This window comes from Streptomyces sp. NPDC090119, from assembly GCF_044747085.1.
In the GTDB taxonomy this organism is placed as follows: Bacteria; Actinomycetota; Actinomycetes; order Streptomycetales; family Streptomycetaceae; genus Streptomyces.
Map to the genome: position 1 here is coordinate 102191 of NZ_JBIVDK010000001.1, position 19030 is coordinate 121220.

The window sequence follows — 19030 nt, forward strand, 5'->3', positions numbered from 1 at the left end:
TCATGACGTCACGGCGCCACCCAGGCGTAGCGGTGCTCGGGCCGCCCGGTGTCGCCGTATCGGAGGGACAGGCGTAGGCGGCCCGCCTGTTCCAGGTGGCGCAGATAGCGCTGGGCGGTGGAGCGGCTCAGCCCCGTGCGGGACGCCACCTCGTGGGCCGACAGGGGCTGCTCCGCACCGTGCAGGACACCGCAGATCAGGTCGGAGGTCGGCTCCGTATGGCCGCTCGGCAGTCCCGGAGCGGACGGCGCGGGAGCCGTGCGCAGGGCGCCGAAGATACGGTCGACCTGCTCCTGGCCGGTCACCCCGCCCCCGCCCACCCGCTCGACGGTGCGGCGCAGGGCGGCGTAGGAGTCGAGGCGGCCGCGCAGCGCGTTGAAGGTGAAGGGCTTCACCAGGTAGTGCAGGGCGCCGAGTCGCATCGCCTGCTGCACGGTCGTCACATCACCGGCCGCCGTGATCATGATGACGTCGGTGCCGTGGCCCTGCTGGCGCATGCGGTGCACGAGTTCGAGGCCGGTCCGGTCCGGCAGATAGTGGTCCAGCAGCACCAGATCGACACCGCCGCGTTCGACGGCGGCCAGCGCCTGGGCGGCGTTGTGGGCGCGGGCGGCCACCCGGAAGCCGGGAACCTTGGCCACATACCTGGCGTTGATCTCGGCGACACGAAAGTCGTCGTCCACGACCAGCACGTCAATCATCTGGGCCTCTCCTCCAAGGCCGACGAGCGTTAAGCCCATGTTTCGGCTCCGCAGTTGTAGCGTGAGCAAAACGAGCACAACAGCCTCTTGCGAGCAAAAGAAGGGGTTGCGCGCACAAGACTGCTGCCGGAGCGGCCCCGCGCCTACCGTCCCGATGCATGAGCGCAGACACCAGCCCCGCCATCGAGCTGAGGGGCGCGAGCAAGATATTCAGAACCCCTTCCGGTGATCCGCACACCGCGGTGCGCGGCCTGGACCTCACCGTGGAGCGCGGCGAGTTCGTCGCCGTCGTGGGTCCGACCGGCTGCGGCAAGTCCACCACACTGACCCTGGTCAGCGGCCTCGAGGAGCCCACCGAGGGCGAGGTACTGGTGGCCGGGCGGCCGGTCGACGGCGTCGGCGACCGGGTCGGCTTCGTCTTCCAGCAGGACGCCACCTTCCCCTGGCGCACGGTCCTGTCCAACGTGATGGCGGGCCCCCGCTTCCGGGGCGTGCCCAAGGCGGAGGCGAAGGAGAAGGCCCGCGAGTGGCTGGCCCGCGTCGGACTCGCCGCGTTCGAGGACCGCTATCCGCACCAGCTCTCCGGCGGCCAGCGCAAGCGGGTCGCCCTCGCCGCGACCTTCGTCAACGACCCCGAGATCCTGCTGATGGACGAGCCGTTCTCCGCGCTCGACGTGCAGACCCGGGCGCTGATGTCGGACGAGCTGCTGGAGCTGTGGGAAGGCACCGGCTCCTCCGTCGTCTTCGTCACCCACGACCTGGAGGAGTCGATCGCGCTGGCCGACAAGGTCGTCGTGATGACCGCCGGGCCCGCGACGGTCAAGCAGGTGTTCACCATCGACCTGCCCCGGCCGCGCAAGGTCGAGTCGATCCGGCTGGAGCCCAAGTTCATCGAGATCTACCGCGAGATCTGGGAGTCCCTCGGTGAAGAGGTCCGCATCACCCGTGAGCGAGGTGCCGCCGATGTCGCCTGAGACCGTGACCCCGCCGCCCGTCGACACCGCCAAGCCGCAGGCCCCGGCCCCGTCCCGTTCGCGGGCACAGGCCGCCCGCAGGCGCCGGGTGATCGTGGTGGTGGCCCGGGTGCTGCTGCTGGTGGTCGTGCTCGGCCTGTGGGAGGTACTGTCCCGCGCCGAGGTCATCGACCCGTTCAACTTCTCGATGCCCTCCGAGATCTGGGACCAGATCACGTCCTGGGTGCTGCACGGCACCGCCCTCGGCTCGCTGGGCGAACAGATCTGGTACACGCTCTACGAGGCGCTCCTCGGCTGGGTCATCGGGGTCATCGCCGGTGTCGTGCTCGGGATCGCGCTCGGCCGGGTCGCCTTCCTCGCCGACCTGTTCGGCCCCTACATCAAGGTGCTGAACTCCATCCCGAGGATCGTGCTCGCCCCGATCTTCCTGATCTGGTTCGGGCTGGGCCCCGCCTCCAAGGTCGCCTCGGCCGTCGTCCTGGTGTTCTTCCCGGTGTTCTTCAACGCCTTCCAGGGTGCGCGGGAGGTCAACCGCGACCTGGTCGCCAACGCCCGCATCCTCGGCGCCACCGACCGGCAGGTCACCCTCCAGGTCGTCATCCCCTCGGCCACCTCCTGGATCTTCACCAGCCTGCACGTCAGCTTCGGCTTCGCGCTGATCGGCGCCATCGTGGGCGAGTACATCGGCGCGACCCGGGGCATCGGCCTGCTCGTCGCCCAGTCGCAGGGCACGCTGAACTCCGCGGGTGTGTACGCCGCGATGGTGATCCTCGCGGTCGTGGCACTCCTCGCCGAGGGGCTGCTGACCTTCGCCGAGCGTCGGGTCTTCCGCTGGAAGTCGTCGAACTCCGAGCATTGAAGCGCCCCTTGGCGCGCCGCCCCCGCACCCGTACAGCCCCAAGGACGTGACTCGTCATGCGCAAGCGCACCAGAATCGCCTCGCTCACCACCGCCTGTCTGCTCTCCCTCACCTCGCTCACCGCCTGCGCCAACGAGGTGGCCAGTCATGGCGGTTCCGGGGGCGGCGGCAAGGGCACGAAGGTCAAGATCATGGTCGGTGGTCTCGACAAGGTCATCTACCTGCCCGCCATGCTCACCCAGCGGCTCGGCTTCTTCGACGCCGAGGGCCTCAACGTGGAGCTGCTGACCGAGCCCGCCGGGGCCCAGGCGGAGACCGCGCTCGTCTCCGGCCAGGTCCAGGGCGCCGTCGGCTTCTACGACCACACCCTCGACCTCCAGGTGAAGGGCAAGTCGGTCGAGTCCGTCGTGCAGTTCTCGCACGCGCCCGGTGAGGTGGAGGTGGTGTCCGCCAAGAAGACGGATGACATCCACTCGCCGGCCGACTTCAAGGACCGGAAGCTCGGTGTCACCGGGCTCGGTTCGTCGACCGACTTCCTCACCAAGTACCTTGCGGTCAAGCACGGCGTCCAGGTGAACCAGTTCAGCCCGGTCGCCGTGGGAGCCGGGCCGACGTTCATCGCGGCGCTGCAGAAGGGCTCCATCGACGGGGGCATGACCACCGACCCGACCGTCGCCACGATCCTGGCCAAGAAGGCCGGGCGCGTGCTCATCGACATGCGTACGCCCGAGGGCTCGCAGGAGGCGCTCGGCGGGCCGTACCCCTCGTCCAGCCTGTACATGAACACGGACTGGGTCGACGGCCACAAGGACACCGTCCAGAAGCTCGTCAACGCCTTCGTCAAGACGCTCACCTGGATGTCCACCCACAGCGCCGAAGAGATCGCGGCCAAGATGCCGTCCGACTACTCCCAGGGCGACGAGAAGCTCTACGCGGCCGCCATCAAGAGCACCCTGCCGATGTTCACCAAGGACGGCATCATGCCCGCGCGGGGACCGGAGACCGTCGAGAAGGTGCTCAAGGCGTTCAGCCCCAACATCAAGAACGCCGACGTCGACCTCGACAAGACGTACACCACCGAGTTCGCGAAGAAGGCCGCCAAGGAGAAGAAGGCCGCCAAGTAGGCGTCCACGGGCGCGGGGTGCCTAGTGGCCCCGCGCCTCCTCGGTCACGGAGGGCACCGGCTCGCTCAGTGCGTCCGGCAGTACCACCGTGAACTCGGCGCCGCCGCCCGCCGCGGCGCCCACCGTGGCCGAGCCGCCCTGGCGTTCGGCCAGGCGGCGCACCAGCGACAGGCCGATGCCGCGCTTGCCGTGCGCGGGCGGTTCCTTGGTGGACCAGCCCGCGGTGAAGACCGACTCCCGCTGCTCCTCCGGCACGCCGGGGCCGGTGTCCCGGACCCGGAGCACCACGGTGCGGCCCTCGGTACGCAACTCGGCCTCCACGCGCGCGTGCGGGGTGCCCGCGACCGCGTCCAGGGCGTTGTCCACGAGGTTGCCCACCACCGTGACCAGACCGCGCGGGTCGATCAGCCGGTCCGGCAGCCAGGTCTCCTCCGACAGCCTGAGCGCCACCCCGCGCTCGGCGGCGACGGTCGCCTTGCCCACCAGCAGCGCGGCCAGCAACGGGTCCTCGATCCGCTCCGTCACCTGCTCGGCCGTCGCCCGGTGCTCCCCGACCAGCTCCCCGATGAACTCGGCCGCCTCGTCGTACATCTCCAGTTCCAGCAGGCCGAGCAGGGTGTGCATACGGTTGGCGTGCTCGTGGTCCTGGGCGCGCAGGGCGTCGATCAGGCCGTGCGTGGAGTCGAGTTCACGGCCGAGGCGCTCCAGCTCGGTGCGGTCGCGCAGGGTGGCCACCGCGCCGCCGTCCTCAGTGGGCATCCGGTTGGCGACCAGCACCCGCGGGCCGCGCACGGTCAGCAGATCGGTGCCGGTCACCCGCCCGGCCAGCACGTCCGTCGTACGGCCCGCGCCGAGCGCCTCGTCCGGTGACCGCCCGACCGACTCGTCCCCGATGCCGAGCAACCGGGCCGCCTCGTCGTTGAGCAGCCGTATCCGGCCGCCGCGGTCCAGGGCGACCACGCCCTCCCGGATGCCGTGCAGCATCGCCTCGCGCTCCGCGAGCAGTGCCGAGATGTCGGAGAAGGCCAGGTCACGGGTCTGCCGGTGCACCCGGCGGGAGATCAGCCAGGCGGCCAGCGCGCCCACCGCCAACGCGCCCCCGGCGTACGCCAGCAGGCCGGGGATCGCGCCGAGCAGCCCGGCGCGCACACTGTCGTACGCGATGCCCACCGAGACCGCGCCGACGATCCGGTGCCCGGCGTCGTACAGCGGCACCTTGCCGCGCGCGGAGCGGCCCAGGGTGCCCCGGTCGATCTCCATGACCTGGTTTCCGGACAGGGCGCGTCCGGGGTCGGTCGAGACGGGGTGACCGATCTCCCCGGCGGTCGGGTGGGACCAGCGCACGCCCCGCGTGTCCATGACCACGATGTACTCGGCGTGCGTGGCCCGCCTGATCCGCTCGGCCTCCCGCTGCACCGGCCCGTCGGCGGTGGGCCGGGTGTGCAGGACGCCCTCGGCGATCGCCGGGTCCTGGGCGGTGGTCTGCGCGATGACCAGCGCCCGGCGCATCGCCTCCTGGTCCAGCTGTCCGCTCAGGGGTGCCAGGAAGAGCCCGGTCGCCAGGATCGCGACCCCCGCCGCGATCGTCACCTGGGTGAGCAGCACCTGCGCGAACGCCCGCCTGGGCAGACCGAGTCGTGGACGGCGGGCCGGGGGAGTGGGAGGCATGCGGAGACGGTACGCGGCCCGTCGGCCGAGGCGGCGGTCAGCCCGCCAGGGCCGCCGTGCGCAGGGCCGCCACGCTCACCACGTCCATCCGCGCGGGGGTGCCCAGCACGTCCACCCCGCAGCTCTCCGGTCGCGGGGGCAGCGCGGCCGTCTGGGCCACGGTCACCCGCCAGCCCCGGCCGTCGGCATGGGCGACGGTGACCTCCCAGCGGGGCGCGGCGCCCTCGGTGCGGACGACGTGCAGCGCGTCGGCGGCGTACTCGGCCGTCGCCGACCGTACGGCCAGCTCGGCGGCCTGCGCGGGGCGGTCCCAGGCGGAGCGGCCGCGGCACTCCTCCAGCAGCACCTGCCCGTCCTGGGCGCGGTACAGGGCCTCCTTGACCGTGTGCGCCTCGGCGCGGGCGTACGCGTAGCCGTACGGCAGCACGAGCACCGTGGGGGCGAAGCGATGACCACCCAGATGAGTGACCTCCCAGACACCAGGTACGTCGGACGCGGTCAGTTCGGCGGCGAGGGGGCGGCCCAGCAGGGCGCAGCAGCGGTCGCGCTTGCCGTTGGTGCACACCAGCGCGAGCGGGTCACCGGTCTCCGGGTGCCCGCCGAGCACCGAGGTGAAGGAGCGGGGGTCGCCCGCTCCCAGGGCGGCGAAGTCCAGGCCGAGGAGCTGGCGCGGATCGCGCGTGGTGGTGCCGTACAGCCACACGTTGCCGGGAACTGTGTGGGCGACATACACCTGCCGTACGGGCGGTGTGCCGGGGTCGGCGTGTCTGCCGGGGCGCCGGATCAGCGCCACCCGCACCCCGGTGTCCTGGGCGGCGGCCTCCAGGGCGCGGCCCAGTACGGGGTCCAGATGGCTCGCGGTCAGCGCTTTCGCGCCCCAGGGGCCCGGCTGTTCCAGCAGCAGCCATGTCGTCGCCATGGCCGCCGTACCGGAAACGGGCTCGTCGAGGCTCCGGGAGACGGTCGCACACCTACTCACAAAGGTGAGCCTAACCTGACTCACGGGCGGACGACTCCCGGGCCGGGTGTGTCCGGGCAGGGTCAGCCCGCCTCGACCCAGAAGCCGACCGCGAGACCGACGACGACCGGGCAGACCAGCGCGCCGGTGAGCAGCCAGCGGCCTTCCCGGCTCAGGCGGCGGACGCCGGGGGCGAACGCCAGAGCGGTCAGGGCCGCCGCCGTACCGACGACGGTCAGCACGTACCGGAGGACGAGGCCGCCGACCGCCAGTCCCTCCGCCGCGCCCCAGACCGTCATGATGGCCATGACGAACGTCAGCCAGGCCAGCGCGGCTCCGTTGAGCGCCCACACCGCGACCGCCAGCCCGGTGACACCGTTGCGCGCGGGGTGGGACGGCCGCGCGGCGCCGTAGAGGCGTGTGTAGGTGTCGGGGTTCATCGGCGGTTCCTTCCCTGGGCGATGTGGACGATCTTCGTCTCGCCGGCACCGCCCCGGCATGGGTCCGGATGCTCAGGTCCGCCCCGACCCGTACTCAGGTTCCGGTGAGGCGGCGCACGCCTCCTCCGTACGGCGGAGGGGCACCCGCGAACTCGTATCCTGGCCGGGTCGAAGTCCCGTCCGCCGGAAAGGTGCCCTTCGTTGCCGAACAGCCGTGGTCCGCAGATTCCGGTGGTCGTGCTGGCCGGGTTCCTGGGGTCGGGGAAGACGACGCTGCTCAACCATCTGCTGCACCGCAGCGGGGGCAGCCGGATCGGGGCCGTCGTCAACGACTTCGGGTCCATCGAGATCGACGCGATGGCGGTCGCCGGGGCGCTCGGGGACTCGACCGTCTCGCTCGGCAACGGCTGCCTGTGCTGCGCGGTCGACGCGAGCGAGCTGGACACCTACCTGGCCAGGCTCGCCGCCCCCGCGGCCGGGATCGACGTCATCGTCATCGAGGCCAGCGGGCTCGCCGAACCGCAGGAGCTGGTGCGGATGGTGCTGGCCAGCGAGCAGCCGGAGATCATGTACGGCGGCCTCGTCGAGGTCGTGGACGCCGCCGAGTTCGACGACACCCGCGCCCGGCACCCCGAGATCGACCGGCATCTCGCCCTCGCCGACCTCGTCGTGGTCAACAAGCTGGACCGGGCACCCGACGCCGACCGCGTCCTCGGCCTGGTCCACGAACTCACCGAGGGCGCCGTACTCCCCGCCACCTATGGCCGGATCGACCCGGAGTTCCTCTTCGACTGCCGTCCCAGCGAGGAGCGCGTCGGCCAGCTCTCCTTCGACGACTGGCACGGCCACGGGGAGCACGAGGAACACTCCGGGCATCTGCACGCCGGCTACGACACCCTGTCCTTCGTCTCCGACGCGCCCCTGGACCCCCGCGCCCTGATGGGCTTCCTGGACGGCAGGCCGGAGGGGCTGTACCGGATCAAGGGATACGTGGACTTCGGCGCCCACGACCCCGGCAACCGGTACGCCGTACACGCGGTGGGCCGCTTCCTGCGCTTCCGGCCCGAGCCCTGGCCGCCCGGCGCCGAACGCCTCACCCAGCTCGTGCTGATCGGCGCCGGTATCGACGCCGACGCCCTCGGCAAGGAGCTGGACGCCTGCCGGGGCGCCGCCGCGGACGACGAGCAGGCCATGTGGGGTGTCCTGCGTTATGTGCCGGGCTCCGAGGACGAGCCCGGCACACCGTAGGTACCGCTGGAACCCCGGACCCGCTAGAACACCGGCCCCGCCACCACCGACACCGTCTTCGGCAGCGAGGTGCCCGAGCCGTCGCGGCGCGGGTCCAGCTCCGGCAGCTCCACCGGCAGACCGGTCTTCTGCGCCGCCTTGGCCGGTACCGGACCCGCCCAGGCGAGCGCGAGGCAGTCCTCGCCCTTCAGGAAGCGCTGACAGCGCACACCGCCCGTGGCCCGGCCCTTGCGCGGGAACTGGTCGAACGGGGTCAGCTTGGCCGTCGTCTGCACGGAGTCGTCCAGCGTGCCCCGCGAGCCCGCCACCGTGAACACCACCGCCTCGGCGGCCGGATCGACCGCCGTGAACGAGATCACCTTCGCGCCCTCGGAGAGCTTGATGCCCGCCACACCGCCCGCCGCCCGGCCCTGTTGGCGCACCTGGCCCGCCTGGTAGCGCAGCAGGTGGGCGTCGTCGGTGATGAACACCAGGTCCTCCTCGCCGGTGCGCAGCTCCACCGCGCCGACGATCCGGTCACCCTCCCTGAGAGTGATGACCTCCAACTCGTCCTTGTTCGACGGGTAGTCGGGCAGTACGCGCTTGACCACGCCCTGCGCGGTGCCGATCGCCAGACCGGGCGAGGACTCGTCCAGCGTGGTCAGACAGATCACGGTCTCGTCGCCCTCCAGGGCCACGAACTCCGCGAGTGGCGCCCCGCCGGAGAGGTTCGGCGCGGTCGCCGTGTCCGGCAGCTGCGGCAGGTCGACCACGTTGATCCGCAGCAGGCGTCCGCTCGACGTCACCGCGCCGATCTCGCCGCGCGCGGTCGCCGGGACCGAGGAGACGATCACGTCGTGCTTGGCCCGCCCGCCCTCGCGCGGGACGGGCTCGGCGCCGGTCGTACGGGCCAGCAGGGCGGTCGAGGACAGCAGCACCCGGCACGGGTCGTCGGCCACCTGGAGCGGCACCGTGGCCACCTGGGAGGCCGTCGACTCCAGCAGGACCGTGCGCCGGTCGGAGCCGAACTTCTTCGCCACGTCGGCCAGTTCGCCCGAGACCAGCTTGCGCAGCTCCGCGTCCGACTCCAGGATGCGGGTCAGCTCCTCGATCTCCTGGTTGAGCCGGTCCTTCTCCGCCTCCAGCTCGATCCGGTCGTACTTGGTCAGGCGGCGCAGCGGCGTGTCGAGGATGTACTGCGTCTGGATGTCGCTCAGCCCGTAGCGCTCCATCAGGCGCTCCTTGGCCTGCGCGGAGTTCTCGCTGGACCGGATGACCCGGATGACCTCGTCGATGTCGACGAGCGCGGTCAGCAGGCCCTCGACCAGGTGCAGCCGGTCCCGGCGCTTGGTCCGGCGGAACTCGCTGCGCCGCCGCACGACCTCGAAGCGGTGGTCGAGATAGACCTCCAGCAGCTCCTTGAGGCCCAGGGTGAGCGGCTGACCGTCCACCAGGGCCACGTTGTTGATGCCGAAGGACTCCTCCATGGGGGTCAGCTTGTAGAGCTGCTCCAGGATCGCCTCCGGCACGAAGCCGTTCTTGATCTCGATGACCAGGCGCAGGCCGTGCTCGCGGTCGGTGAGGTCCTTGACGTCCGCGATGCCCTGGATCTTCTTGGCGTTGACCAGGTCCTTGATCTTGGCGATGACCTTCTCCGGGCCCACCGCGAAGGGCAGTTCGGTGACGACCAGCCCCTTGCGGCGGGCGGTCACCGCCTCGATGGCGACCGTGGCGCGCATCTTGAAGGAGCCCCGGCCGGTCGCGTACGCGTCCCGGATGCCGTCCAGGCCGACGATCCGGCCGCCGGTGGGCAGGTCGGGGCCCGGGACGTGGCGCATCAGGGCGTCCAGGTCCGCGTTCGGGTGCCTGATCAGGTGGCGGGCGGCCGCGATGACCTCGCGCAGGTTGTGCGGCGCCATGTTCGTCGCCATGCCGACCGCGATGCCGGAGGAGCCGTTGACCAGCAGGTTCGGGAAGGCGGCGGGGAGCGCGACCGGCTCCTGCTCCTGGCCGTCGTAGTTCGGCGCGAAGTCGACCGTGTCCTCGTCGATGGACTCGGTCATCAGGCTCGCCGCGGCGGCCATCCGGCACTCGGTGTACCGCATGGCGGCGGGCGGGTCGTCGTTGCCCAGGGAGCCGAAGTTGCCGTGGCCGTCGACCAGCGGGACGCGCATCGAGAAGGGCTGCGCCATGCGCACCAGCGCGTCGTAGATCGACGCGTCGCCGTGCGGGTGCAGCTTGCCCATGACCTCGCCGACCACGCGCGCGCACTTCACGTAGGCGCGCTCGGGGCGCAGGCCCATCTCGTTCATCTGGTAGACGATGCGGCGGTGCACCGGCTTCAGTCCGTCCCGGGCGTCCGGCAGGGCGCGCGAGTAGATGACCGAGTACGCGTATTCCAGGTAGGAGCCACGCATCTCGTCCACGACGTCGATGTCGAGGATCTTCTCCTCGAACGCGTCGTCGGGCGGCGGGGTCTTCGTGCTGCGGCGGGCCATCGCTGCCGGCTCCTTGCTGAAGGCGTGGGACGGATCGGACGCGGACCATTGTGGACCGGGGCACTGACAACGAGGGCCACGACCCGGTCCGTACGGGTCCGCCCCCGGTGCTCGGCGGTCCCGCGGCCCGCCGCCGTACCCGGCCGGGGACCGCGCTCGCCATGAGCACGCCTGACGCAGGCTAGTCGATCCGCTGTGGGCGTACGTCGGGCGGGAACTCCGCCAGGCCCTCGCGCGGTTTGCATACAGTGGCAGGAACGGCAGGAAAACCGCGGTTTCTCTCGACCGCCACCGCTTGCGAAGGGACGTACATGCCCATGGGTCACACGACCACAGCCCAGGCAGGCTCCGGGGGCCTGACAGCGACCGAGCACCGCCTGGCCAACGGTCTGCGCGTGGTGCTCTCCGAGGACCACCTGACCCCGGTGGCGGCGGTCTGCCTCTGGTACGACGTCGGCTCCCGCCACGAGGTCGCGGGCCGCACCGGCCTCGCGCACCTCTTCGAGCACCTGATGTTCCAGGGCTCGGGCCAGGTCAAGGGCAACGGCCACTTCGAGCTGGTCCAGGGCGCGGGCGGCTCGCTCAACGGCACCACCAGCTTCGAACGCACCAACTACTTCGAGACGATGCCCGCCCATCAGCTCGAACTCGCCCTGTGGCTCGAGGCCGACCGCATGGGCTCGCTGCTGGCCGCGCTGGACGACGAGTCCATGGAGAACCAGCGCGACGTCGTCAAGAACGAGCGCCGGCAGCGCTACGACAACGTCCCTTACGGCACCGCCTTCGAGAAGCTGACCGCGATGGTCTACCCCGAGGGCCACCCCTACCACCACACCCCGATCGGCTCCATGGCCGACCTGGACGCGGCCACGCTGGAGGACGCCCGCGCGTTCTTCCGCACCTACTACGCGCCCAACAACGCCGTGCTCTCCGTGGTCGGCGACATCGACCCCGAGCAGACGCTGGCCTGGGTCGAGAAGTACTTCGGCTCCATCCCCGGCCACGACGGCAAGGCCGCCCCGCGCGACGGCTCGCTGCCCGAGGTCATCGGGGACGAGCTGCGCGAGGTCGTCGTCGAGGAGGTCCCGGCGCGCGCCCTGATGGCCGCCTACCGGCTCCCGGAGGACGGCACGCGCGCGTCCGACGCGGCCGACCTCGCCCTCACCGTCCTCGGCGGCGGCGAGTCCTCCCGCCTCTACAACCGCCTGGTGCGCCGCGACCGTACGGCCGTCGCCGCCGGGTTCGGGCTGCTCCGGCTGTCCGGCGCGCCCTCGCTCGGCTGGCTGGACGTGAAGACCTCCGGCGACGTCGAGGTGCCGGTCATCGAGGCCGCCATCGACGAGGAGCTGGCCCGCTTCGCCGAGGAGGGCCCGACCCCGGAGGAGATGGAGCGCGCCCAGGCCCAGTTGGAGCGCGAGTGGCTGGACCGGCTCGGCACGGTCGCGGGCCGCGCCGACGAACTGTGCCGGTACGCCGTCCTGTTCGGCGACCCGCAGCTCGCCCTGTCCGCCGTCCAGCGGGTGCTGGAGGTGACCCCGGAGGAGGTCCGCGAGGTCGCCAAGGCCCGCCTGCGCCCGGACAACCGCGCCGTGCTCGTCTACGAGCCGAAGTCCCCGGAGGCGGTCGAGGACACCGACCTGCCCGACGACCCGGAGCACGAGGCCACCGTAGAGGCCGGCAACGACGACGAGGAGACGGCCAAGTGACCGAGCTCGCCCCCATGGAGTTCCACCCCCAGCCGCAGGCCGGAGAGGCCAAGCCGTGGGCGTTCCCGGCGCCCGAGCGCTCCACCCTGGACAACGGCCTGACCGTGCTGCGCTGCCACCGCCCCGGCCAGCAGGTCGTGGCCGTCGAGGTACTGCTCGACGCCCCCCTGGACGCCGAACCGGCCGGTCTCGACGGTGTCGCCACCCTCATGGCGCGCGCCTTCTCCGAGGGCACCGACAAGGACTCCGCCGAGGAGTTCGCCGCCGAACTGGAGCGCGCGGGCGCCACGCTGGACGCGCACGCCGACCACCCCGGCGTCCGGATCAGCCTGGAGGTGCCCGCCTCCCGCCTGGAGAAGGGCCTCACCCTGCTCGCGGACGCCCTGCGCGCCCCCGCCTTCGCGGAGAGCGAGATCGAGCGCCTGGTCCGCAACCGCCTGGACGAGATCCCGCACGAGCTGGCCAGCCCGGCCCGGCGGGCCGCGAAGGAGCTCTCCAAGGAGCTGTTCCCGTCCTCCGCGCGCATGTCCCGGCCGCGCCAGGGCACCGAGGAGACCGTCGAGAAGATCGACGCGGGCGCCGTCCGCGCCTTCTACGACCGCCATGTGCGCCCCGCCACCGCCACCGCGGTGGTCGTCGGCGACCTCGACGGCATCGACCTCGACGCGCTGCTCGCCGACACCCTGGGCGCCTGGACCGGCACCCCCGGCCAGGCCCGCCCGGTGCCGCCGGTGACCGCCGACGACACCGGCCGCGTGGTCATCGTGGACCGGCCCGGCGCCGTGCAGACCCAGCTGCTCATCGGCCGGATCGGCTCCGACCGGCACGACCGCGTGTGGCCCGCCCAGGTGCTCGGCACCTACTGCCTCGGCGGCACCCTCACCTCCCGCCTGGACCGCGTCCTGCGCGAGGAGAAGGGCTACACCTACGGCGTGCGCTCCTTCGGCCAGGTGCTGCGCTCCGCCCCGGACGGCACCGGCGCCTCGATGCTCGCCATCAGCGGTTCCGTGGACACCCCGAACACCGGCCCCGCCCTCGCGGACCTGTGGACGGTGCTGCACACGCTGGCCGCCGAGGGGCTGACGGACGCCGAGCGGGACGTGGCCGTGCAGAACCTCGTCGGCGTGGCCCCGCTGAAGTACGAGACGGCCGCCGCCGTCGCGGGCACCCTCGCGGACCAGGTCGAGCAGCATCTGCCGGACGACTTCCAGGCGGAGCTGTACCGCACGCTCGCCGCCACCGGCACCGTGGAGGCCACGGCCGCCGTGGTGAACGCCTTCCCGGCCGACCGGCTGGTCACGGTCCTGGTCGGCGACGCCGCCCAGATCAAGGAGCCCGTCGAGGCGCTCGGCATCGGCGAGGTGAAGGTGGTCTCGGCCGAGTAGCCGAGAGCACGCGCGTGTGTGGGCCCTGATGACGCATGAGTCGTCGGGGCCCACAACTGTGTTCGGGAGTCGCGTCGAACAGGGGTCACCAAATGTCCGGATTGGGGCGGAGGTTACCCCTCTGGCGTGTGGGATGCGCTACAAAAGTCCGGACCCGTTTGAAGATCCGCTCCTGTCCCCTTTAGCTTCTTCCGGGTTGTTCGTCAGGCAGTGCGCCGCGCCCGCGGCACCGGACAGCCATCGCCGAGTCCCCCCTTGGGGGAGCCGGGGACCCACTCAGTCCCTGGGGTGAATCGGGCGCCCGCGTGTGAGCGAGGGCGGCCGTAGGAGACCTTCCTGCTCCGAACCCGTCAGCTAACCCGGTAGGCGAGAGGGAAGGAAAGGACCACCCACGCTCATGGCGTTCATGTGCGCCTCCGGGAAGCACCGCAAGCCCGGTCGGGTCAAGCGCACCACCGCGGCCGCGGCCGGTGTGGCGGCCCTCACCACCGGTGTCGTCGGCACCCTCGCGGCCTCTCCGGCACTCGCCGCGGACAACTCCGTCGAGAACACCGGCCTCACCCCCGTCATCGCCGTCAGCGACACCCTCGCCGACGAGATCGCCGCGCAGGCCACCGCCCAGCGGGCGGCCGCCGAGCGCAAGGCCGCCGAGGAGGCCGCGGAGCGCGCCGCCGCCGAGCGGGCCCGCGAGGCCAAGGAGCGCGCCGCCCGCGACGCCGCGCGCGAGCGCCTCAACTCCTTCGTCATGCCGATCACCGGCTCCTACGTCTCCACCGCCTACCAGTCCTCCAGCTCCCTGTGGTCGTCCGGTTCGCACACCGGCATCGACTTCCACGCCGCCAGCGGCACCACGGTCCACGCGGCCGGTGCCGGGACCGTGGTCTCCACCGGCTGGGGCGGCGCGTACGGCAACGAGATCGTGATCAAGATGGCCGACGGCATGTACACCCAGTACGGCCACCTGTCGTCCATCGGCGTCAGCGCGGGCCAGCGGGTCGTCCCGGGCCAGCAGATCGCCCTGTCCGGCGCCACCGGCAACGTCACCGGCCCGCATCTGCACTTCGAGGCGCGCACCGGCCCCGACTACGGGTCCGACATCGACCCCGTCGCCTACCTCCGCAAGCACGGCGTGCACGTCTGACCCTCTCCCGTGAAAGCCCCGGCCCACCCGGCCGGGGCTTTTCGCTGCCCGCTTTCCTCCGTGCGCTGTCCAAAAAATAGCCATGGATTCCGGTCCGCCATCGGAAATCCTCGCGCATTGCCATAGAGTCACGGAACAGACGCCGTCACCGGCGTTTCACGGGCATTAAGGCGGAGGTGGGTCATGCGTATTCCGGCGCACTCGGTGTGCACGGCGATCCGGGACGACATCGTCGCCGGGGCCCACGAGCGCGGCGCCCGGCTCACCGAAGAGGTCCTCGCCCGCCGCTACGGCGTCTCCCGCGTCCCCGTCCGCGAGGCGCTGCGCACCCTGGAGGCCGAGGGCTTCGTCGTGACCCGGCGGCACGCGGGCGCCTGCGTGGCCGAGCCCACCGAGCAGGAGGCCGCCGACCTGCTGGAGATGCGGCTGCTGCTGGAGCCGCTCGGCGCCGCGCGGGCCGCCCAGCGGCGCACCGAGGCCCATCTGAAGGTGCTGCGCGGCCTGGTCAGACTGGGTCAGGAGCGGGCGCGGCTCGGCAACAGCGACGACCTGCGCGCGCTGGACGGCTGGTTCCACGAGACGCTCGCCCAGGCGTGCGGCAGCCACGCCCTGACCTCGGCGCTCACCCAGCTCCGCCACAAGATCGCCTGGATGTACGCCGTGGACGGCCCGGCCAGCCCGCCGGAGACCTGGGCGGAGCACGGCGCGATCGTGGACGCGGTGGCGCGCGGCGACGGCGAGCGGGCGCGGGCGGCCATGGCCCTGCACACCGAGCGCGCGACCCTCGCGCACCGGCCGCGCACCGCCGCCGGTGACCGCGCCCGGCACACGCAACACGTTGTAAACACAGGGGGACTCCGGAATTAACACGGGCGCTGTATACAAAGAGGGATATTCGCGTGCCGGGCAATTGTGCTGCCTTTTTCCGGCGTGCCGTCAATTACCGATGGCGCGCTTTTCCGGGTGCCGGAATCGGCCCGTGCGGAAACACAGAAGCCGCGCCGCCCCGAAAGGAGCGACGCGGCTTCCGCCGAAGGTCGGTCAGACCGTCTCGGGCAGCTCGTCCAGGCCCTCGGCGACCAGCTTGGCCAGCCGGTCCAGCGCGATGTCCGCGCCGTCGGCGTCGGAGGCGAGGACGATCTCCTCGCCACCCTGGGCGCCCAGGCCCAGGACGGCCAGCATCGAGCCCGCGTTGACCGGGGTGCCGCCGGACTTGGCGATCGTGACCGGGACGCCTGTGGCCGTGGCGGCTCGGACGAAGATGGAAGCGGGGCGGGCGTGGAGGCCCTCGGCCCAGCCGACGTTGACGCGGCGCTCAGCCATGTGATGCTGCCCTTCAGTCTCTCAGGTTGTCTAGACCAGTTTCCCATACGGGAAACCGTGCCCGGAGCGGCACTTCACCTCTCCGGAGCCTCTCCCTACCGGTCGTCGGACCGCGGCCTCGGCCCGACTTCCGTGTCCCACCCGCCGACTCGCGCCGTCCGTCCGTGCGAGCCGTACGCTGGGGCCCATGCAGACCCCGGCGGACCCGCAGGACCGGCACGAGTACCCCGCCCACTGGGAGGCGGACGTGGTGCTGCGCGACGGCGGTACCGCGCGCATCCGGCCCATCACCGCCGACGACGCCGACCGGCTGGTCAGCTTCTACGAGCAGGTGTCCGACGAGTCGAAGTACTACCGCTTCTTCGCGCCGTACCCCCGGCTCTCCGCCAAGGACGTGCACCGCTTCACGCATCACGACTTCGTGGACCGGGTGGGGCTCGCCGCCACCATCGGCGGCGAGTTCATCGCCACCGTACGCTACGACCGCATCGGCGCCGATGGCATGGCCGCCTCCGCCCCCGCCGACGAGGCGGAGGTCGCCTTCCTGGTGCAGGACGCCCACCAGGGACGGGGGGTCGCCTCCGCGCTGCTGGAGCACATCGCGGCCGTCGCCCGCGAGCGCGGCATCCGGCGCTTCGCCGCCGAGGTGCTGCCCGCCAACACCAAGATGATCAAGGTGTTCACCGACGCCGGGTACATCCAGAAGCGCAGCTTCGAGGACGGGGTCGTCCGGCTGGAGTTCGGGCTCGAACCCACCGACCGCTCGATGGCCGTGCAGCACGCGCGGGAGCAGCGCGCCGAGGCCCACTCCGTGCGGCGGCTGCTGGCCCCCGGCTCCGTCGCCGTCATCGGCGTCGGCCGCGCGCCCGGCGGTGTCGGCCGCAGCGTCCTCGGCAACATCCGGGACGCGGGGTACGTGGGCCCGCTGTACGCCGTCAACAACGCCTTCCCGGACGGCTGCCACGAGGTCGACGGGGTGCCCGCACACCGCTCGGTCCGGGAGATCGAGGGCCCGGTGGACGTGGCCGTGGTCGCGGTACCGGCCGACGCGGTGCCCGCCGTGGTCGCCGAGTGCGGTGAACACGGGGTGCAGGGGCTGGTCGTGCTGTCCGCCGGGTACGCCGAGAGCGGCCCCGAGGGACGCGAGCGGCAACGGGCCCTGGTCCGGCAGGCGCGGGCGTACGGCATGCGGATCATCGGCCCCAACGCCTTCGGCGTCATCAACACCGCCGAGGACGTGCGGCTCAACGCCTCGCTCGCCCCCGAGATGCCCCGGCCGGGCCGCATCGGGATGTTCGCCCAGTCCGGCGCCATCGGCATAGCCCTCCTCTCCCGGCTGCACCGGCGCGGGGGAGGGGTCACCGGGGTCACGGGCGTCTCCACCTTCGTCTCCTCCGGCAACCGCGCCGACCTCTCCGGCAACGACCTCCTCCAGTACTGGTTCGACGACCCCGACACCGATGTCGTCCTCATGTACCTGGAGTCCATCGGCAACCCCCGCAAGTTCACCCGGCTCGCCCGGCGCACCGCCGCCGCCAAGCCGCTCGTCGTGGTGCAGGGCGCGGGCTCCACCCCGCAGGGCCACGCGGTACGCGCCACCCGGCTGCCGCACGCCACCGTGTCCGCGCTGCTGCGGCAGGCCGGGGTCATCCGGGTCGACACCATCACCGAACTCGTCGACGCCGGGCTGCTCCTGGCCCGCCAGCCGCTGCCCGCCGGACCGCGCGTCACCATCCTCGGCAACTCCGAGTCCCTCGGCATCCTCACCTACGACCGCTGCCTCGCCGAGGGGCTGCGGCCCTCCCGCCCGCTGGACCTGACCACCGGGGCCACCGCCGCCGACTTCCACCGGGCCCTCGCCCACGCCCTCGCCGACGACACCTGCGACGCCGTCGTGGTCACCGCCATCCCCGCCATCGGGGAGGGCTCCCCGGACGACGCCGAGCTGGCGGAGGCGCTGCGCTCGGCGGCCGCCGCGGTGCCGGGCAAGCCGGTGCTGGTCGTCCATGTCGAGCTGGGCGGCCTCGCCGAGGCCCTGTCCGCCGCCACCAGCACCCACCCGCACGCGGGCACGCCCGTACTGCCGCCGGTACCGGTGCCGGACGACGCCCCCGAGGACGACGTCCCGCGCCTGATCCCGGCCTACCCCGCCGCCGAACGCGCCGTCCGCGCGCTGGCCGAGGCCGTCCGGTACGGCCAGTGGCGCCGAGAGGCCGCCGACCCCGGCAAGGTGCCCGAGTACGACGACATCGACGAGCGCAAGGCCGCCGAGATCATCGCCGGGCTGCTGGAGCGCGGCGAAGGGCTCGCCGTCGGCCCAGAGGACACCCGCGAACTGCTCGCCACCTACGGCATCCACGTCCGCCCCGCGCTCCCCGCGCCCACCCCGGACGCGGCCGCGTCCGCCGCCCGCTGCCTCGGCTACCCCGTCGTCCTCAAGGCCACCGCCCCCCATCTGCGGCACCGCTCCGACCTCGGCGGGGTCCGGCTCGACCTCGCCGACGAGGAGCAACTGCGCCGCGCCTACGCCGAGTTGGCCGAGCTGTTCGGGCCGCCCGAGCAACTGCGTCCGGTGGTGCAGGCCATGGCGCCCAGGGGCGTGGACACCGTCGTACGCGCGGTCATCGACCCGGCGGCCGGCGCGGTGCTGTCCTTCGGGCTCGCCGGGGCCGCCTCCCAGCTCCTCGGTGACATGGCGCACCGGCTGGTCCCCGTCACCGACCGGGACGCCACCTCCCTGATCCGCTCCATCCGCACCGCCCCGCTGCTCTTCGGCTGGCGCGGCTCCACCCCCGTGGACACCCCCGCCCTGGAGCAGCTGCTGCTCCGGGTCTCCCGCCTGGTGGACGACCACCCCGAGGTGGTGGCCATCACCCTGGAACCGGTCGTGGTCGCCCAGCACGGCCTGACGGTCCTCGACGCCACGATCCGCCTGGCCCCGCCACCCGCCCGCGACGACCTGGGACCCCGCACCCTGCCGACGTACTGAGCGGCCACCGCCCCGGCAGCACCGCGGTGCGGGTCGT

Annotated in this window: 15 protein-coding genes and 1 riboswitch; of the genes, 9 read left to right on the forward strand and 6 right to left on the reverse strand. The window is 72.3% G+C overall.

All coding sequences use genetic code 11. The features are described from left to right. Positions 1-8 precede the first annotated feature (8 nt). On the reverse strand, positions 9-701 hold the full coding sequence (locus ACIPPM_RS00425; protein ID WP_393592477.1) for a response regulator: 693 nt from the start codon (positions 699-701) through the stop codon (positions 9-11). A gap of 158 nt (positions 702-859) precedes the next feature. Here ACIPPM_RS00425 and ACIPPM_RS00430 point away from each other — a divergent pair, with 158 nt between their 5' ends. The 3 genes from ACIPPM_RS00430 to ACIPPM_RS00440 are packed head-to-tail and all read left to right on the forward strand — an operon-like array spanning position 860 to position 3658. Then, positions 860-1675 (forward strand): ABC transporter ATP-binding protein, encoded by an 816-nt coding sequence (locus ACIPPM_RS00430; protein WP_401441707.1) that lies wholly within the window; start codon positions 860-862, stop codon positions 1673-1675. Further along, entirely contained in the window at positions 1665-2534 is an 870-nt protein-coding gene (locus ACIPPM_RS00435; protein WP_401441708.1) for an ABC transporter permease, read from the forward strand. Before ACIPPM_RS00430 ends, ACIPPM_RS00435 begins: the two co-directional genes overlap by 11 nt. Positions 2535-2590: 56 nt before the next feature. Then, a complete protein-coding gene (locus ACIPPM_RS00440; RefSeq protein ID WP_401441709.1) occupies positions 2591-3658 on the forward strand; it encodes an ABC transporter substrate-binding protein in 1068 nt (355 codons plus the stop codon). Between the two features lie 21 nt (positions 3659-3679). Here ACIPPM_RS00440 and ACIPPM_RS00445 read toward each other — a convergent pair whose 3' ends face one another. From ACIPPM_RS00445 to ACIPPM_RS00455, 3 genes are all read right to left on the reverse strand, one after another. Further along, complete coding sequence (locus ACIPPM_RS00445) at positions 3680-5326, reverse strand: ATP-binding protein (protein WP_401441710.1); 1647 nt, start codon at positions 5324-5326, stop codon at positions 3680-3682. A 37-nt stretch (positions 5327-5363) separates the two neighbouring features. After that, the gene (locus ACIPPM_RS00450) at positions 5364-6305 is read right to left on the reverse strand and encodes a sucrase ferredoxin (protein WP_401441711.1); all 942 of its coding nucleotides are present in this window, start codon (positions 6303-6305) and stop codon (positions 5364-5366) included. Between the two features lie 62 nt (positions 6306-6367). Further along, a complete protein-coding gene (locus ACIPPM_RS00455) occupies positions 6368-6724 on the reverse strand; it encodes a hypothetical protein (protein ID WP_401441712.1) in 357 nt (118 codons plus the stop codon). A 201-nt stretch (positions 6725-6925) separates the two neighbouring features. Between ACIPPM_RS00455 and ACIPPM_RS00460 the strand changes: the two genes are divergently transcribed. Then, positions 6926-7972 (forward strand): CobW family GTP-binding protein, encoded by a 1047-nt coding sequence (locus ACIPPM_RS00460; RefSeq protein ID WP_401441713.1) that lies wholly within the window; start codon positions 6926-6928, stop codon positions 7970-7972. Positions 7973-7995: 23 nt separating this feature from the next. Here the strand turns inward: ACIPPM_RS00460 and ACIPPM_RS00465 are convergent, their stop codons facing one another. Then, positions 7996-10449, reverse strand: a complete 2454-nt coding sequence (locus ACIPPM_RS00465) for a DNA topoisomerase (ATP-hydrolyzing) subunit A (protein WP_401441714.1) — start codon at positions 10447-10449, stop codon at positions 7996-7998. A gap of 311 nt (positions 10450-10760) precedes the next feature. On the opposite strand from ACIPPM_RS00465, the gene ACIPPM_RS00470 reads away from it, so the two are divergent. The 4 genes from ACIPPM_RS00470 (at position 10761) to ACIPPM_RS00485 (ending at position 15548) form a co-directional block, all read left to right on the forward strand. Next, a complete protein-coding gene (locus tag ACIPPM_RS00470; RefSeq protein WP_401441715.1) occupies positions 10761-12155 on the forward strand; it encodes a M16 family metallopeptidase in 1395 nt (464 codons plus the stop codon). After that, positions 12152-13540, forward strand: a complete 1389-nt coding sequence (locus tag ACIPPM_RS00475; RefSeq protein WP_393601598.1) for a M16 family metallopeptidase — start codon at positions 12152-12154, stop codon at positions 13538-13540. The genes ACIPPM_RS00470 and ACIPPM_RS00475 overlap by 4 nt, the downstream gene beginning before the upstream one ends. Positions 13541-13771: 231 nt before the next feature. Next, positions 13772-13924: riboswitch (cyclic di-AMP (ydaO/yuaA leader) on the forward strand. Between the two features lie 13 nt (positions 13925-13937). Beyond that, the gene (locus tag ACIPPM_RS00480; protein ID WP_401441716.1) at positions 13938-14681 is read left to right on the forward strand and encodes a M23 family metallopeptidase; all 744 of its coding nucleotides are present in this window, start codon (positions 13938-13940) and stop codon (positions 14679-14681) included. A 183-nt stretch (positions 14682-14864) separates the two neighbouring features. Further along, a complete protein-coding gene (locus ACIPPM_RS00485) occupies positions 14865-15548 on the forward strand; it encodes a GntR family transcriptional regulator (RefSeq protein WP_401441717.1) in 684 nt (227 codons plus the stop codon). 174 nt (positions 15549-15722) lie between these two features. Here ACIPPM_RS00485 and ACIPPM_RS00490 read toward each other — a convergent pair whose 3' ends face one another. Further along, positions 15723-16004 (reverse strand): HPr family phosphocarrier protein, encoded by a 282-nt coding sequence (locus ACIPPM_RS00490; RefSeq protein WP_389006204.1) that lies wholly within the window; start codon positions 16002-16004, stop codon positions 15723-15725. Positions 16005-16191: 187 nt separating this feature from the next. On the opposite strand from ACIPPM_RS00490, the gene ACIPPM_RS00495 reads away from it, so the two are divergent. Further along, positions 16192-18993, forward strand: coding sequence for a GNAT family N-acetyltransferase (locus ACIPPM_RS00495; protein WP_401441718.1), 2802 nt, complete (start codon positions 16192-16194; stop codon positions 18991-18993). Positions 18994-19030 lie beyond the last annotated feature (37 nt).

Bases quoted from the DNA above. Each gene is read 5' to 3' on its own strand.
- ACIPPM_RS00430 (WP_401441707.1), top strand. From the start codon at position 860: ATGAGCGCAGACACCAGCCCCGCCATCGAGCTGAGGGGCGCGAGCAAG.
- ACIPPM_RS00490 (WP_389006204.1), bottom strand. From the start codon at position 16,004: ATGGCTGAGCGCCGCGTCAACGTCGGCTGGGCCGAGGGCCTCCACGCC.
- ACIPPM_RS00455 (WP_401441712.1), bottom strand. From the start codon at position 6,724: ATGAACCCCGACACCTACACACGCCTCTACGGCGCCGCGCGGCCGTCC.
- ACIPPM_RS00485 (WP_401441717.1), top strand. From the start codon at position 14,865: ATGCGTATTCCGGCGCACTCGGTGTGCACGGCGATCCGGGACGACATC.
- ACIPPM_RS00465 (WP_401441714.1), bottom strand. From the start codon at position 10,449: ATGGCCCGCCGCAGCACGAAGACCCCGCCGCCCGACGACGCGTTCGAG.
- ACIPPM_RS00425 (WP_393592477.1), bottom strand. From the start codon at position 701: ATGATTGACGTGCTGGTCGTGGACGACGACTTTCGTGTCGCCGAGATC.
- ACIPPM_RS00440 (WP_401441709.1), top strand. From the start codon at position 2,591: ATGCGCAAGCGCACCAGAATCGCCTCGCTCACCACCGCCTGTCTGCTC.
- ACIPPM_RS00480 (WP_401441716.1), top strand. From the start codon at position 13,938: ATGGCGTTCATGTGCGCCTCCGGGAAGCACCGCAAGCCCGGTCGGGTC.
- ACIPPM_RS00495 (WP_401441718.1), top strand. From the start codon at position 16,192: ATGCAGACCCCGGCGGACCCGCAGGACCGGCACGAGTACCCCGCCCAC.
- ACIPPM_RS00435 (WP_401441708.1), top strand. From the start codon at position 1,665: ATGTCGCCTGAGACCGTGACCCCGCCGCCCGTCGACACCGCCAAGCCG.
- ACIPPM_RS00445 (WP_401441710.1), bottom strand. From the start codon at position 5,326: ATGCCTCCCACTCCCCCGGCCCGCCGTCCACGACTCGGTCTGCCCAGG.
- ACIPPM_RS00470 (WP_401441715.1), top strand. From the start codon at position 10,761: ATGCCCATGGGTCACACGACCACAGCCCAGGCAGGCTCCGGGGGCCTG.